Raw genomic sequence first — 12,996 nt, forward strand, 5'->3', positions numbered from 1 at the left:
ACGTGAGCATCCTCATCCCCACTCTGCCCGCCAGTGACCAGCTGCACCGTGACGCGCTGACCGTCCTCCAGCCCGGCTTCGTCGGCACCGAGCCGCCGGAGTGGGTCCGCCGCCACCTGGCGGCCGGGCTCGGCTCGGTCGCCCTGTTCGACCGCAACGTCACCGACCTGGACCAGCTCGCCGCCCTCACCAAGGCGCTGCGCGAGGAGAACCCCGACCTCCTGATCGCGATCGACGAGGAGAGCGGCGACGTCACCCGCCTGGAGGCGGGCTCCGGCTCGTCCTGGCCGGGCAACTTCGCCCTCGGCGCGATCGACGACCCGGCGCTCACCCGGGACGTCGCCCGCGAGCTGGGCCGTGCGCTGGCCGCGGCCGGCGTCAACTACAACTGGGCGCCCACCGCGGACGTCAACTCCAACCCGCGCAACCCGGTGATCGGCGTCCGCTCGTTCGGCGCCGACCCGGAGCTGTGCGCCCGGCACACCGCCGCCTGGGTGGAGGGCCTGCAGTCGGCCGGCGTGGCCGCCTGCTCCAAGCACTTCCCCGGGCACGGCGACACGGCCGTCGACTCGCACCACGGCCTGCCGGTGATCGACGTCGACCTGGACGTGCTGCGCGCCCGCGACCTGATCCCGTTCGAGGCCGCGATCGCCGCCGGGACCAAGGCCGTGATGACGGCCCACATCATGATCCCCGCGCTCGACCCTGAGCTGCCGGCCACGCTCAGCCCCCGGGTGCTGCGCGACCTGCTGCGCGCCGCCCCGGCCGACGGCGGCCTGGGATACCAGGGCCTGATCGTCAGCGACGCCATCGAGATGGGCGCCATCGCCGACACCTTCGGGATGGGCGAGGGCACCGTGCTGGCCCTGGCGGCGGGCGCGGACGCGATCTGCGTCGGCGGCGGCCTGGCCGACGAGGAGACCGTGCTGATGCTGCGCGACGCCATCGTGGCGGGCGTGCAGTCCGGCAGGCTGCCGGAGGAGCGGCTGGCGGACGCCGCCGGCCGGGTCCGCGCGCTCGGCAGCTGGGGCCGGATCGCGGCCCAGGGCGAGCGGCTGGAGCCGGACCTCGCGGTCGGCCTGCGGGCCGCCCGCCGCGCGCTGCGGGTGGTCCGGGCGCCGGGCCGCGAGGTGCTGCCGGTGACGGAACGCCCGTACGTGGCCTCGTTCTCCGACGAGCCCAACATCGCCGTCGGCGACGTGACCCCGTGGGGCGTGGCCGGCATGCTGGCCGACCGCTTCCCCGGCACCCGCACCCGCGAGGTGGGCCCGCAGGACGCCGCCCCGGAGCAGCTGGACGAGCTGGTCGCCGGGGTGCTGGCCGGGGCGGAGGGCCGCCGCCTGGTGCTGGTGGTCCGGGACGCGCACCGGCACGCGTGGATGGCCGCAGCGCTGTCCCGCCTGGTGGCGGCCCGGCCGGACGCCGCGGTGGTCGAGATGGGCCTGCCGCAGTCCGAGCCGGTCGGCGCGCTGCACATCGCCACCCACGGTGCCGCCCGCGTCTGCGGCCTGGCGGCGGTGGAGGTGCTCACCGGGCAGCCGGGAGCGATCGGCTGACCCACTGTCGGACAGTGACCCGGGGTGCCGGGAGGGCATCCACGAGCGGGCCCGTCATGCGCATGTCGCATGGCGGGCCCGCTTCGTCTTTCCCACGTTGACCTGCGGTTTCGCCACCTGTCGATGTTCCCTCAAATCCCCCTTAAGGCAGCCTTAAGTTCTACTTAGGGTGATGGCGCCACGACTGATCGCCACGCGGTACAACAGGTCTGCAACGTCCTTTGCGGGTAGGCCATTTCACGTTGACACCGCAAGTGGTCTAGGCCAGGCTCCACCCATCCGGTTCGAACTCAAACCTCACCGGATGTGGTATCGGCCCTTCCCGAAGCACTTCGCCGCCCCTTTCCGGAGATCCCTCCCGACGGGCGCCGGCGCTGCCGGCGGGCACCCAGGCTCTAGCACCCTCGGAGGATGACGTGAACAAGCGTCAGCTCATGGCGGCAATCGGGATCACGGCGCTGGCCGCCGGACTGACGGCCTGTTCCTCGACGGCCTCGCCGTCGGCCGACGGCAAGGCCGGACCGGCGGACCCGAAGTCGGCGACCGGGACGGTGACGGTCTGGCTGATGGAGGACGCCCAGAAGAACTGGCCGGACCTCGTCCAGCGGGTCAACGACGAGTTCGCCGCCAAGTACCCGAACGTCACCCTGAGGCTCGCCTACCAGGGCTGGGCCGACAAGGTCACCCGGCTGGACAAGGCGCTCGCCGAGGGCACCGCCCCGGACGTGGTGGAGCTCGGCAACACCGAGACGATGAAGTACGTGCTCTCCGGCGCGCTCGCCCCGGTGGAGCGGAGCAGCTTCGAGAACTCCGACGCCTGGATCAAGGCGCTCGCCAACACCTGCACCTACCAGGACAAGCTCTGGTGCGTGCCCTACTACGCGGGCGCCCGGGTCGCCGTCTACAACTCGGCCGCCTTCCAGACGGCCACCGGCAGCGCGGACTTCCCCAAGACCGAGGACGAGCTGCGGACGGCGCTGGACAGACTGGCCGACAAGAACAAGTCCGACAAGACGTACTCGGCGCTCTACCTGCCCGGCCCGTACTGGTACGCCGCGATGAGCTACGTCTCCGCGTACGGCGGCGCCATCGCCCGCTTCGACGGCAGCGGCAACTGGCACGGGACGCTCAGCGACCCCAAGTCCGTGCAGGGGCTCAACCACTTCGTCGACCTGGTGCGCAAGTACAACAAGGGCGACCTCGCGGTGAACGAGCTGAACCAGTACGAGGCGATGGCCCGCGGGCGCGCCGGCGCCTTCTACGGCAACGGCTACGAGGCGGCCAGCGTGACCGCACCGGTCACCGGCGACCCGACCCTCAAGGACGCCGTCAAGGTGGCGACCATGCCCGGCCCCGGTGGCAAGCCGCTGCCGACCTTCATCGGCGGCTCGGACCTCGCCGTCACCGCCAAGTCGAACGTCGCCCCGCTGGCCGCCGACTGGATCCGGATGTTCACCAGCGGCAAGTCCGAGCAGGCGCTGGCCGACAGGGACATCCTGCCGAACAACCTGACCCAGCTGAACCCGCTGAAGAGCAAGCCGGCCACGGCCGCCGCGGCCAACGCGGTGCCGGACGCCTGGTTCACCCCGCTGGCGCCGGGCTGGGGCGCGATCGAGAAGCAGAAGATCCTGCCCGACATGCTGACCGCCATCCTCAAGAACAACAAGCCCGTGGAGCAGGCCGCCAAGGAGGCGGACGCCGCGATCGACCAGCTGATCAACAAGCAGGGCTGATCCGGGGCCGCGGGGCCCCACCGTCCGACGAGGGGCCCTCCCGCAGTGCCGGGAGGGGCTCTCGAATGTGCTCCACGGGGACCGCCCCCGTAGGATTGCCGCAGGAATCACCGCAGCGAGTGTGCGGACTCGCCGCCGTAGAGGTCCCCGCCGGGCATCCCCGCCCGCGTGGGGTCGAACCATCTCATCGGAGGCACATCCAGATGTCCGACACGCAGACTGTCCCCGTCCCCGGCCGGATCATGGCGGCGGAGATGGCCGAGCAGCCGGCCGTCCTCCAGCGCATCCTCGACGAGGGTGCCCCGAAGATCTTCGAGATCGCGGCCGAGATCGCCGCCCGCAACCCGCGCTTCGTCCTGCTGACCGCGCGCGGCACGTCCGACAACGCGGCGCTCTACGCCAAGTACCTGATCGAGATCCTGCTCGGCAAGCCGGCCGGTCTGACCTCGATGTCGACCACCACCGCGTACGGTGCCAAGCCGGATCTCACCGACGTGCTGGTGATCACCGTCAGCCAGTCCGGCGGCTCGCCGGACCTGGTGGCCTCCACCAAGGCGGCCCGCGAGGCCGGTGCCATCACCCTGGCGGTGACCAACAACGCCGCGTCGCCGCTGGCCGAGGTCTCCGAGTTCCACATCGACGTGCTGGCCGGCCCGGAGAAGGCGCTGCCCGCCACCAAGACCTACACGGCCGAGCTGCTGGCGCTCTACCTGCTGGTGGAGGGCCTGCGCGGCGGCGACGGCGCGGCCGCCAAGGAGCTGCCGTCGCTGGCCGCCGGCATCCTGGCCCGCCAGGCCGAGGTGAAGGCCCTGGCGGAGCGCTACCGCTTCGCCCAGCGCCTGGTCATCACCTCGCGCGGCTACGGCTACCCGACCGCCCGTGAGGCGGCGCTGAAGCTGATGGAGACCACCTACATCCCGGCCTCCCCGTTCTCCGGCGCCGACCTGCTGCACGGCCCGCTGGCCATGGTGGACAACGTCTCCCCGGTCATCGCGATCGTCCCGGACGGCAAGGGCGGCGAGGCCCTGCAGCCGGTTCTGGACCGCCTGCGCGGCCGCGGCGCGGACCTGGTCGTCATCGGCCAGCGGGCGCAGGTGGACGCCGCTTCCGCGGGCTTCGCGCTGCCGGCCGGCGTGCCCGAGGAGGTCCAGACCATTCTGGAGATCCTGCCGCTCCAGCAGCTGGCCTACGAGGTCACCATCGCCCGCGGCCAGGACCCGGACGCCCCGCGCGCCCTGGCGAAGGTCACCGAGACGCACTGACGCCGCACCGGCGCCGAACGCGCAACGCCGAACCCCCGTCCACAGGTTGTGGACGGGGGTTCGGCGTTTGAGCGGCGGAGAAGGGTCCTGGTCGCACCACCCGCCCGGAGCTGTCGTCGGGTGCGGAAAGCACTACGGGCCACGGCGCCGACACGGGACCCTCAACCCGTGCGGCACCGCAGCCCGGAGCTGTCGTCGGGCACCGTGGTCGACCGAGAACTGTGCGGGGTCCTCGCTCGGCGGCGTCCGACCGAGGAGGGGCCTCGCGCGGGTCAGGGCAGTTGCGCGGGGGGCCTCTCCTTGGTGCCCTTTCATTGTGGACTAGACCAATCTGGCTTGTCCAGGGGGCTCCGAAAATTGGTCTGGACAACTTCGGGAGGGCGTGCGGACCGGCGGCACGGGCGGGTGCGACAGGCCCGCGCGCCCGGCCTGGAGCTACCCTCGCCATGTGCCCTCGCTGAACGAACTCGTCCGCCGCCACACCACCCTGACCGGTGCCGATGTGGAGTGGCTCCACATGCTGGTCTCGGAGTGGCAGCTGCTCTCCGACCTGTCCTTCGCCGACCTGGTGCTGTGGATCCCCACCTGGGACGGCATCCGGTACGTTTCGGTCGCCCAGATGCGGCCCAACACCGGCCCCACCTCCTACCAGGACGACATGGTCGGCCACCTCGTCCCGCGCGGCCGCCGCCCGCTGCTGGACGCCGCCTTCGACGAGGGCCGGATCGTCCGCGAGGGCGACCCGGAGTGGCGCGAGGAGGTGCCCGTCCGGGTCGAGTCGATCCCGGTGCGCCGCGAGGGCAAGGTGCTCGGCGTGATCGCCCGCAACACCAACCTGCTGACCGTCCGCACCCCCAGCCGGCTCGAACTCACGTACCTGCAGAGCGCCTCCGACCTGGCGCAGATGATCGCCGCCGGCGCCTTCCCGTACCCCGGCGTCGAGCAGACCGACATGGACGCCGCGCCCCGGGTCGGCGACGGCCTCATCCGGCTGGACGCCGACGGCATCGTCACCTACGCCAGCCCCAACGCGCTCTCCGCCTACCACCGCCTCGGCCTCACCACCGACCTGGTCGGCAGCCACCTCGGCCGCGCCACCGCGGAGCTGGTCCCGCCCTCGCGCTCGGCCGTGCACGAGGCGCTGGTGAAGCTGGCGAGCGGCTGGGCGCCCCGGCAGACCGAGGTCGAGGTGCAGGGCGGGGTGGTGACCCTGCGGGCCATCCCGCTGAAGCCCAAGGGCACCCTGACCGGCTCCCTGGTGCTCTGCCGGGACGTCACTGAGCTGCGCCGGCGCGACCGCGAGCTGATGACCAAGGACGCCACCATCCGGGAGATCCACCACCGGGTGAAGAACAACCTCCAGACGGTGGCCGCGCTGCTGCGGCTGCAGTCCCGCCGGATGGACTCGGATGCCGGCCGGGCCGCGCTGGACGAGGCGGTCCGCCGGGTCGGCTCGATCGCGATCGTGCACGAGACGCTCTCGCAGGCGCTGGACGAGCAGGTCGCCTTCGACGAGATCGCCGACCGGGTGCTGGCGATGGTGATGGAGCTGTCCCAGGACGGCCGGGTGGCGACCCGCCGCAGCGGCAGCTTCGGGATCCTCTCCGCCGAGGTGGCGACGCCGCTGGCCATGGTGCTGACCGAGCTGCTGCAGAACGCCCTGGAGCACGCCTTCGGCCCGACCGCCTCCGGGAACCTGGAGGTCTCCGCGCTGCGCGGGCGGGCGCCGGCCACCGGCATGGGCTGGTCGGACAGCTGGAACGGCGGGGCCAGGCCGGAGGAGTACCTGCTGATCACCGTGCAGGACGACGGGAAGGGCATGCCGGAGGGGTTCGACCCGCAGCAGGCGGGCAACCTCGGGCTGCAGATCGTCCGGACGCTCGCCACCGGCGAGCTGGGCGGCACCTTCGACATGGTGGCGGGGCCGGACGGTGGCACCAAGGTGGTCCTGGAGATCCCGGTCCGCTGAGGTCCAAGGGGTCCACCGGGGTCCGCCGGGGGCCACCGGGGTGGGCCGGGCCCGTCGGCCGCGGTGGGCCCGCGGTGGGCCCGGGGCCGACGCGGTCCTCGGTGAACCGTCGGGGTGCGTCGAAGTGTGCGAGGGGCGTGTGTCCGGTGAAAGCGCCGGTCCCGCACCCTCGCACAACCATCACGGCCGGAAAACAGAAACGAGGCCCTGTCGACCGGGGGGGGGTGGGTCGACAGGGCCTCTCAACCCGTTCCGGCCGTCGGGGGGAGTCGGCCGGAACGGGGGCTCTGGGTGGTGCGACACCTCACCGGTGCGTTGCACACGGTGAGCGCCTCAGCTCCACAATATTGCTCTCCGTGAACAGTATCAAGTGCCTGGGCGGCTCGGTGTCGCGGGACCGTGTCGAGCAAGGTCCTTTGTACGGAAGGCTTCACCAGGAAGTGCAGGGAAGCCCTTGATCATGTGTTGATCGGCACTGCGGTCACTGCTGGTGCTACGGCGTGTGATCAGGCGGTGCGGGCGCGGTTGCGGGCGGCACGGCGCTTCATCGCGCGACGCTCGTCCTCGCTCATACCGCCCCAGACGCCGGCGTCCTGGCCGGTCTCGAGCGCCCACTGCAGGCACTGCTCCATGACCGGACAACGGCGGCACACGGCCTTGGCTTCCTCGATCTGCAGCAGAGCAGGACCGGTGTTCCCGATCGGGAAGAACAGCTCCGGGTCCTCTTCGCGGCAGACAGCGCGGTGGCGCCAGTCCATGGTCGTCCAACTCCTCCTGCCGCGGGGGTTGCCCGGTCGGCACAATCGATGGCTTGTGAATGTGAACGCTTTCACGAATCCCGCAACAGCAAAAGAGACCAAAGGCCCGCTGGGCCCGGGTGGTCTGTGCTGGGGAGGGATTCGGCGATTCGAGGGACACTCCGCGGTCGGCCCCCGTCAGGGTCTGAGGTTGCCGTCGCTGCGATGTGTCCCGATCGCCATGTAGAGGTTCGCAAACCTCGGGCCCGGATACAACCCCCTTCAGGGAGGAATTTTTGATTCTTCGGTGTCGCCTAGCTCACAGCCAGTACTTCTATGGAGTGAAGGGGGCTTGTGCGTTCGAGAAGAAGGGTGAACCCCTCTTCCGGTCACACAATCACACGCAGTGCCCGCCGTACGCCTGTGAAACTGACGCGACTCCTGTCTCCAAGGTGGTCCCCATCGACCTGGAATGGGGCCGGTTCCTGTGAAACCAAGGTGAAGTGGCGGGCGTCGTGATAGGAGACGACGTGCTTGCCGGACGGGCCGGCAGGTGCCGTGCCATCGCTCGAAGGGCTGTGCGACCGCAGGATCTGACGGACCGTTCGAGCCGTGCCGAACGCCGTCATCCGGGTGATGCCGAAGACGTCGAGGTCCGTGTCGAAGGAGGCGAGCGGCGAGGGGTAGACGGGGCGGTTGCCCAGGAACGTCCACGGCGACGTGTTGCTGACTATGGCCATCACCAGGCCCGGCACGGGCTCGCGGCCCGGCAGTTGCAGGGTGACCGGGCCCGACCGGCGCTGCTCACGCTGGGTGATGTAGTGCCGGAGCGCCTGCCCGACGTAGAGCGCGTGGGTGGACTTGCGCCCCGCTCTGCGCTGCTCCTCCACCCGTCCGACCACACCGGCGTCGAAGCCCAGGCCGGCCGTGAAGGTGAACCACCGGTCCGGCAGTCCCTCGGTCATCGCCTTGCCCAGGCCGATCGGCCGCTCGCGGCGGTTGTCCAGGGCGTCCAGCAGGGCGCCGGTGGCCTCCACCGGGTCGTTGGGCAGGCCCAGCGCGCGGGCGAACACGTTGGTCGACCCGCCGGGCACCACGGCCAGCCGGGGGAGCTTCTCGCCCGGGCCGTGCGCCAGGAGTCCGTTGACGACCTCGTTGACCGTGCCGTCGCCGCCGAGTGCCACCACCAGGTCGACGGTGCCGTCCTCGGCCGCCTCGCGGGCCAGGTCGCGGGCGTGGCCGCGGTACTCCGTCTGCGCCACCTCCAGCTTGAGGTCGCTGCGCAGGGCGTGGATCAGGACATCCCTGGTGCGGCCACTGGTGGTGGTCGCTTTCGGGTTGACGACCAGGAGAGCGCGCATGTGCTCAGCCTACGGGTCGGTACGGACCAACCGGCGGCTACCCTGCTGGAGTGACCGCAGAATCCTCCGCACCCGCACCCGTGCCCGGCTCCGGGCGGCCGACGGCCCTGACCGTGGGCGCCGCCATCACCGCCCTGGAGGGCGCCGCGCTGGCCGTCACCGGCGTCTGGGACATGGTGGCCGCGCTGTCCGGCCAGTCCAAGCAGCTCGCCCTCAACGAGTTCGGCGGCCTGGTGATCGTGCTCCTCGGCGTGCTGCCGCTGCTCGCCTCCCGCGCGCTGCTCCGGGGCCGGCGCTGGGGCCGCAGCCCGGCGGTGCTGACCAACTCGCTCTGCCTGCCGGTCGCGTACTACATGCTGAAGAGCGGCGGCGTGATGATCGGGGTGGGCACCCTGGTCGGCCTGCTCGGGCTGGCCGGCATCGGCGCCCTGCTCAGCCCGAAGTCGACGACGGCCCTCTACGCTCCGCACGAGGGCTGAGCACAGAGGGCCGGGGCCGGGGACGGCCGCCCGGGCGGCCGTCGGTCCTACTCCTCCACCAGGAGCTTCTCGCGCAGCTGGGCCAGCGTGCGGGCGAGCAGCCGGGAGACGTGCATCTGTGAGATGCCCACCTCGGCGGCGATCTGGGACTGCGTCATGTTCCGGAAGAACCGCAGCACCAGGATCTTCTGCTCCCGGGGCGGGAGTTGGGCCAGCAGCGGCTTGAGGGACTCGCGGTACTCGACGCCCTCCAGCGCCTCGTCGGTGGCGCCCAGGGTGTCCGCGACGGCCGGCGACTCGTCGTCGCTGTCCGGCACGTCCAGCGACAGCGTGGAGTACGCGTTGGCGGACTCCAGGCCCTCCAGGACGTCCTCCTCGGAGATCCCCAGGTGTTCTGCCAGCTCGTGCACCGTGGGGGAGCGGCCGTGCCGCTGGGAGAGCTCGCTGGTCGCCGTGGTCAGCGACAGCCGCAGCTCCTGGAGCCGGCGCGGGACCCGGACCGCCCAGCCCTTGTCGCGGAAGTGCCGCTTGATCTCGCCGACGATGGTCGGCGTCGCGTAGGTGGAGAACTCGACCCCGCGCTCGTGGTCGAACCGGTCCACCGACTTGATCAGCCCGATGGTGGCGACCTGGGTCAGGTCGTCCAGCGGCTCGCCGCGGTTGCGGAACCGCCGGGCCAGGTGCTCGACCAGCGGGATGTGCATGCGCACCAGCTGGTTGCGCAGCTCGACGCGCTCCGGGGAGCCCTCGGGCAGCGCGGACAGCCGGACGAACAGTGCCCGGGCCGCCTCGCGGTCCGGCGCACCCGATCGGTGCGGGGCCTGGGCCGGCACCGCACCGCGCAGCGCCTCGCCGGCCGCCTGGTCCTCGGGGGACGGCGGGGGCGGGGGCGTCTGCGACGGGTCGGACGTCGGCTCGGTCGGCTGGCTCATCCGGTGGGCGTCCTTCGGGTGCGCTTCGTCGTTGGAGGCGAGGCCGGGAACGCTCGCCTGGGTCGGTACGGCAGGGCCCGCCGTCGCGAGGCCGGTACGGTCCAGATCACTCACGGCCATTCCCCCGTTCCGTTCCGGGAGCACCGGGACCTTGGGGCGGTCCCGGTTCCGTCATGTCGGTCGTACCGCGTGTAGGGCGGTACCGGGAGCCGCCCGCCGGCCCGGGTGGGGTGCCGGGCGGACGGCCCTTGTTCGGTGCTGCTGTGGCGGACCTAATGGGCGGCGGACCCGCCGCGCTTCTTGTGCAGGCTGATCGACACGGTCTTGTCCTCGCCGACGGAGGACTCCACCTCGCCGGCCAGCGCGGAGAGCACCGTCCAGGCGAAGGTGTCCCGCTCCGGGGCCCGGCCGTCCGTGGTCGGGGCGGAGACGATGACCTTCAGCGAGTCGCCCACCAGCCGGAACTCGCAGGAGAGGACCGAGCCGGGCACCGCCTGCTGGAGCAGGATGGCGCACGCCTCGTCCACCGCGATGCGGAGGTCCTCGATCTCGTCCAGCGTGAAGTCCAGCCGGGCCGCCAGCCCCGCCGTCGCTGTTCGCAGCACCGAGAGGTAGGCCCCCGCCGCGGGCAGCCGGACCTCCACGAAGTCCTGCACTCCGGGCTCGCCGTCGATCTGGGACACCCTCACCTCCTGGGTGACGCGCTGTGCTTCCGGGCCGGTGGCCGCGGCACTGTCTGTTGCTTGGCTCAACTGCTTCGCCCCAACTGTCCAGAGGGGTGGTGCGGTACGTACCGGTCATACCCCTCCGAGGGTGGCCGGACGCCGCGCATCCGCACGAGACGTTACCGCTTTTGTCCCCGGTGCGGGAGTCACTCATGGTAGGCCCTCGCGACACAGGGTGTCAGCGGCCTGACGCCAACGTCCGGAATCAGCGGCCGGATCCACGGCCGGACTCCCGGACGTGCGCCCCGGGGGTCAGCGGGTGCCGACGGCGGTGAGCGCCTCGTCGGTCAGCCGGAAGACGCTCCAGCCGTGCATCGGCACCGCGCCGAGCGACTTGTAGAAGTTGATCGAGGGCTCGTTCCAGTCCAGCACCGACCACTCCACCCGCGAGTAGCCGCGCTCGACGGCGATCCGCGCCAGCTCCAGCAGCAGCGCCTTGCCGTGGCCGCCGCCACGGGCCTCCGGGCGGACGTAGAGGTCCTCCAGGTAGATCCCGTGAGTCCCGCGCCAGGTCGAGAAGTTGAGGAACCAGACCGCGAAGCCGACCGGCTCGCCGGTGGTGTCGTCCTCGGCGATCAGGCCGAACAGCGCCGGGTTGGCGCCGAACAGCGCGTCGCGCAGCTGTTCCTCGGTGGCCACCGCCTCGTGGAGGGCCTTCTCGTACTCCGCGAGCTCGCGGATCATGGCGTGGATGACCGGGACATCGGTGACCAGTGCTGTGCGGATCATGCTACGAGCCTACTTGGACTGCTCGTTCTCGTCCCAGGCCTGGATCGAGGTCTGGTCGACGATGCGGCCGTCCCGCAGGTCGGCCACCGAGCTGACCAGCACCCGGACACCGTCGGGGTACTGGCAGGACTCCAGGAAGGCCACGTGGTCGTCCTGGAGCACCACCTGCTCCAGCCGGTGGGTCATCTCCCGGCCGTAGACGTCGGCCAGCATCGCGCCGATCTCGTCCCGGCCGTGCATCACCAGGGGGTGGCTGGGCTGGGTCTTGCGGTCGACCATGCGCAGTTCGGCGTCGTCCGCGTACAGCGCCAGCAGGGCGTCGGCGTCGGCGCGCTCGATGCCCTCGCGCAGCGCCGCGGTGTCGAAGGCGGACGACGCGGCCATGGTGGTCATCTTTCGCTCCTCCGGTCGGTTCCGTCGGCTCGTACCTCCGAGCCTACGCCCGCCGGGCGCCGCCGCCCGGCGGTGTCCCGTGGCCGTCCTCAGCCGGCCGTGACGCCGCGCAGGTACGCCGCGAGGGCGGTGATCGCGGCCGGGTTGCGCGGGCTCTCCACCAGGTCGACGTAGTCCAGGACGAAGATCCGGTCGTTGCGGACCGCGGAGACGCCCGCGAGCGGCGGGAAGGACTTCAGGAACCTCGCCTTCGCCCCGGCGTCGGGGGCGCCGTAGTTGTTGATCACGATCACCTCGGGGTCGCGCTGCACGACGCTCTCCCAGCCGACGGTCGTCCAGGAGTCGGCGATGTCGCCCATCACGTTGGTCCCGCCGGCCTTGGCGATGATCTCCTCCGGCGCGGCGAACCTCCCAGAGGTGTACGGCTTGTCCTCGCCGCTGTCGTAGAGGAAGACCCGCGGCCGGCGCTCGGGCTGCGGCACGGCCGCGACCTGCGCCCTGAACCCGTCGATCAGCCGGTCGGCCCGGTCGCGGACGTCGAAGATCTCGCCCAGGTTGGCCAGGTCGGTGTAGAGCGCGTCCAGCGGGGACATCACGCCGCGCTCCTGGCCCTTGCCGCTGCGGCAGGACTCGGTGAGCACGTAGGAGCCGATGCCGAGGCCGGCCAGCGCCTGCGGGGTGAAGCCGTCGGCCTCGCTGAAGCCGTAGTGCCAGCCGGCGAAGACCAGGTCGGCCCTGGCCTCCAGCACGATCTCCTTGGTGATCTGCTGCTTGGAGAGCCACTTCGTCTGCTGGTAGCCGTCCTTCCAGGCCACCTGGTCGACCCGGCCCTTGTCGTCGGGCATCACGTAGCCGGCCATCCGGTCGGCGACGCCGAGCGCCAGCAGCAGCTCGGTGATGCCGACGTCGTTGCTCACCGCCCGGGCCGGCTTCTGCCGGTAGGTGACCTTGGTGCCGCAGTTGTCGACGGTCACCGGGTAGTGGGCCTGGCCGGCGGCCGCCGCCCCGGTGGCGGCGTCCCCGGCGGGGGCGATCTCGGCGCCGCAGGCGGTCAGCGCGAGGGTGAGCAGGGCGGCGGGGGCAACGGCCTTGGTACGCACGGGGGATCCTCGGAGGTCGG

At 71.6% G+C, this 12,996-nt stretch carries 12 protein-coding genes; 5 read left to right on the top strand and 7 right to left on the bottom strand.

The window, feature by feature from the left end; translation table 11 throughout:
• Positions 1-2 precede the first annotated feature (2 nt).
• From J5Y04_RS08400 to J5Y04_RS08415, 4 genes are all read left to right on the top strand, one after another.
• Entirely contained in the window at positions 3-1,556 is a 1,554-nt protein-coding gene (locus tag J5Y04_RS08400; RefSeq protein WP_209411220.1) for a glycoside hydrolase family 3 protein, read from the top strand.
• A gap of 434 nt (positions 1,557-1,990) precedes the next feature.
• Positions 1,991-3,289 (top strand): extracellular solute-binding protein, encoded by a 1,299-nt coding sequence (locus tag J5Y04_RS08405; protein ID WP_209411510.1) that lies wholly within the window; start codon positions 1,991-1,993, stop codon positions 3,287-3,289.
• A 203-nt stretch (positions 3,290-3,492) separates the two neighbouring features.
• Positions 3,493-4,551 (top strand): SIS domain-containing protein, encoded by a 1,059-nt coding sequence (locus tag J5Y04_RS08410; RefSeq protein WP_209411221.1) that lies wholly within the window; start codon positions 3,493-3,495, stop codon positions 4,549-4,551.
• 448 nt (positions 4,552-4,999) lie between these two features.
• Positions 5,000-6,520, top strand: coding sequence for a PAS domain-containing sensor histidine kinase (locus J5Y04_RS08415; RefSeq protein ID WP_307853004.1), 1,521 nt, complete (start codon positions 5,000-5,002; stop codon positions 6,518-6,520).
• Positions 6,521-7,026: 506 nt separating this feature from the next.
• On the opposite strand, the gene J5Y04_RS08420 is transcribed toward J5Y04_RS08415, so the two are convergent.
• Together J5Y04_RS08420 and J5Y04_RS08425 are read right to left on the bottom strand one after the other, a co-directional pair.
• Positions 7,027-7,278, bottom strand: coding sequence for a WhiB family transcriptional regulator (locus J5Y04_RS08420; RefSeq protein ID WP_014138019.1), 252 nt, complete (start codon positions 7,276-7,278; stop codon positions 7,027-7,029).
• A gap of 368 nt (positions 7,279-7,646) precedes the next feature.
• The gene (locus tag J5Y04_RS08425; RefSeq protein WP_209411222.1) at positions 7,647-8,618 is read right to left on the bottom strand and encodes a diacylglycerol kinase family protein; all 972 of its coding nucleotides are present in this window, start codon (positions 8,616-8,618) and stop codon (positions 7,647-7,649) included.
• Between the two features lie 50 nt (positions 8,619-8,668).
• On the opposite strand from J5Y04_RS08425, the gene J5Y04_RS08430 reads away from it, so the two are divergent.
• Entirely contained in the window at positions 8,669-9,097 is a 429-nt protein-coding gene (locus J5Y04_RS08430; protein ID WP_209411223.1) for a hypothetical protein, read from the top strand.
• A gap of 47 nt (positions 9,098-9,144) precedes the next feature.
• Here J5Y04_RS08430 and J5Y04_RS08435 read toward each other — a convergent pair whose 3' ends face one another.
• From J5Y04_RS08435 to J5Y04_RS08455, 5 genes are all read right to left on the bottom strand, one after another.
• A complete protein-coding gene (locus J5Y04_RS08435; RefSeq protein WP_209411224.1) occupies positions 9,145-10,149 on the bottom strand; it encodes an RNA polymerase sigma factor SigF in 1,005 nt (334 codons plus the stop codon).
• A gap of 152 nt (positions 10,150-10,301) precedes the next feature.
• The gene (locus J5Y04_RS08440; protein WP_209411225.1) at positions 10,302-10,712 is read right to left on the bottom strand and encodes an anti-sigma regulatory factor; all 411 of its coding nucleotides are present in this window, start codon (positions 10,710-10,712) and stop codon (positions 10,302-10,304) included.
• A 294-nt stretch (positions 10,713-11,006) separates the two neighbouring features.
• Positions 11,007-11,483 (bottom strand): GNAT family N-acetyltransferase, encoded by a 477-nt coding sequence (locus J5Y04_RS08445; protein WP_209411226.1) that lies wholly within the window; start codon positions 11,481-11,483, stop codon positions 11,007-11,009.
• A 9-nt stretch (positions 11,484-11,492) separates the two neighbouring features.
• Positions 11,493-11,876 carry a nuclear transport factor 2 family protein gene (locus J5Y04_RS08450; protein WP_209411227.1) on the bottom strand — a complete coding sequence of 128 codons (384 nt, stop codon included), beginning with the start codon at positions 11,874-11,876 and terminating at the stop codon, positions 11,493-11,495.
• Positions 11,877-11,965: 89 nt separating this feature from the next.
• Complete coding sequence (locus J5Y04_RS08455) at positions 11,966-12,976, bottom strand: ABC transporter substrate-binding protein (RefSeq protein WP_209411228.1); 1,011 nt, start codon at positions 12,974-12,976, stop codon at positions 11,966-11,968.
• Between the last annotated feature and the right edge of the window lie 20 nt (positions 12,977-12,996).

The organism is Kitasatospora sp. RG8 (genome assembly GCF_017813315.1).
Taxonomy (GTDB): Bacteria; Actinomycetota; Actinomycetes; order Streptomycetales; family Streptomycetaceae; genus Kitasatospora.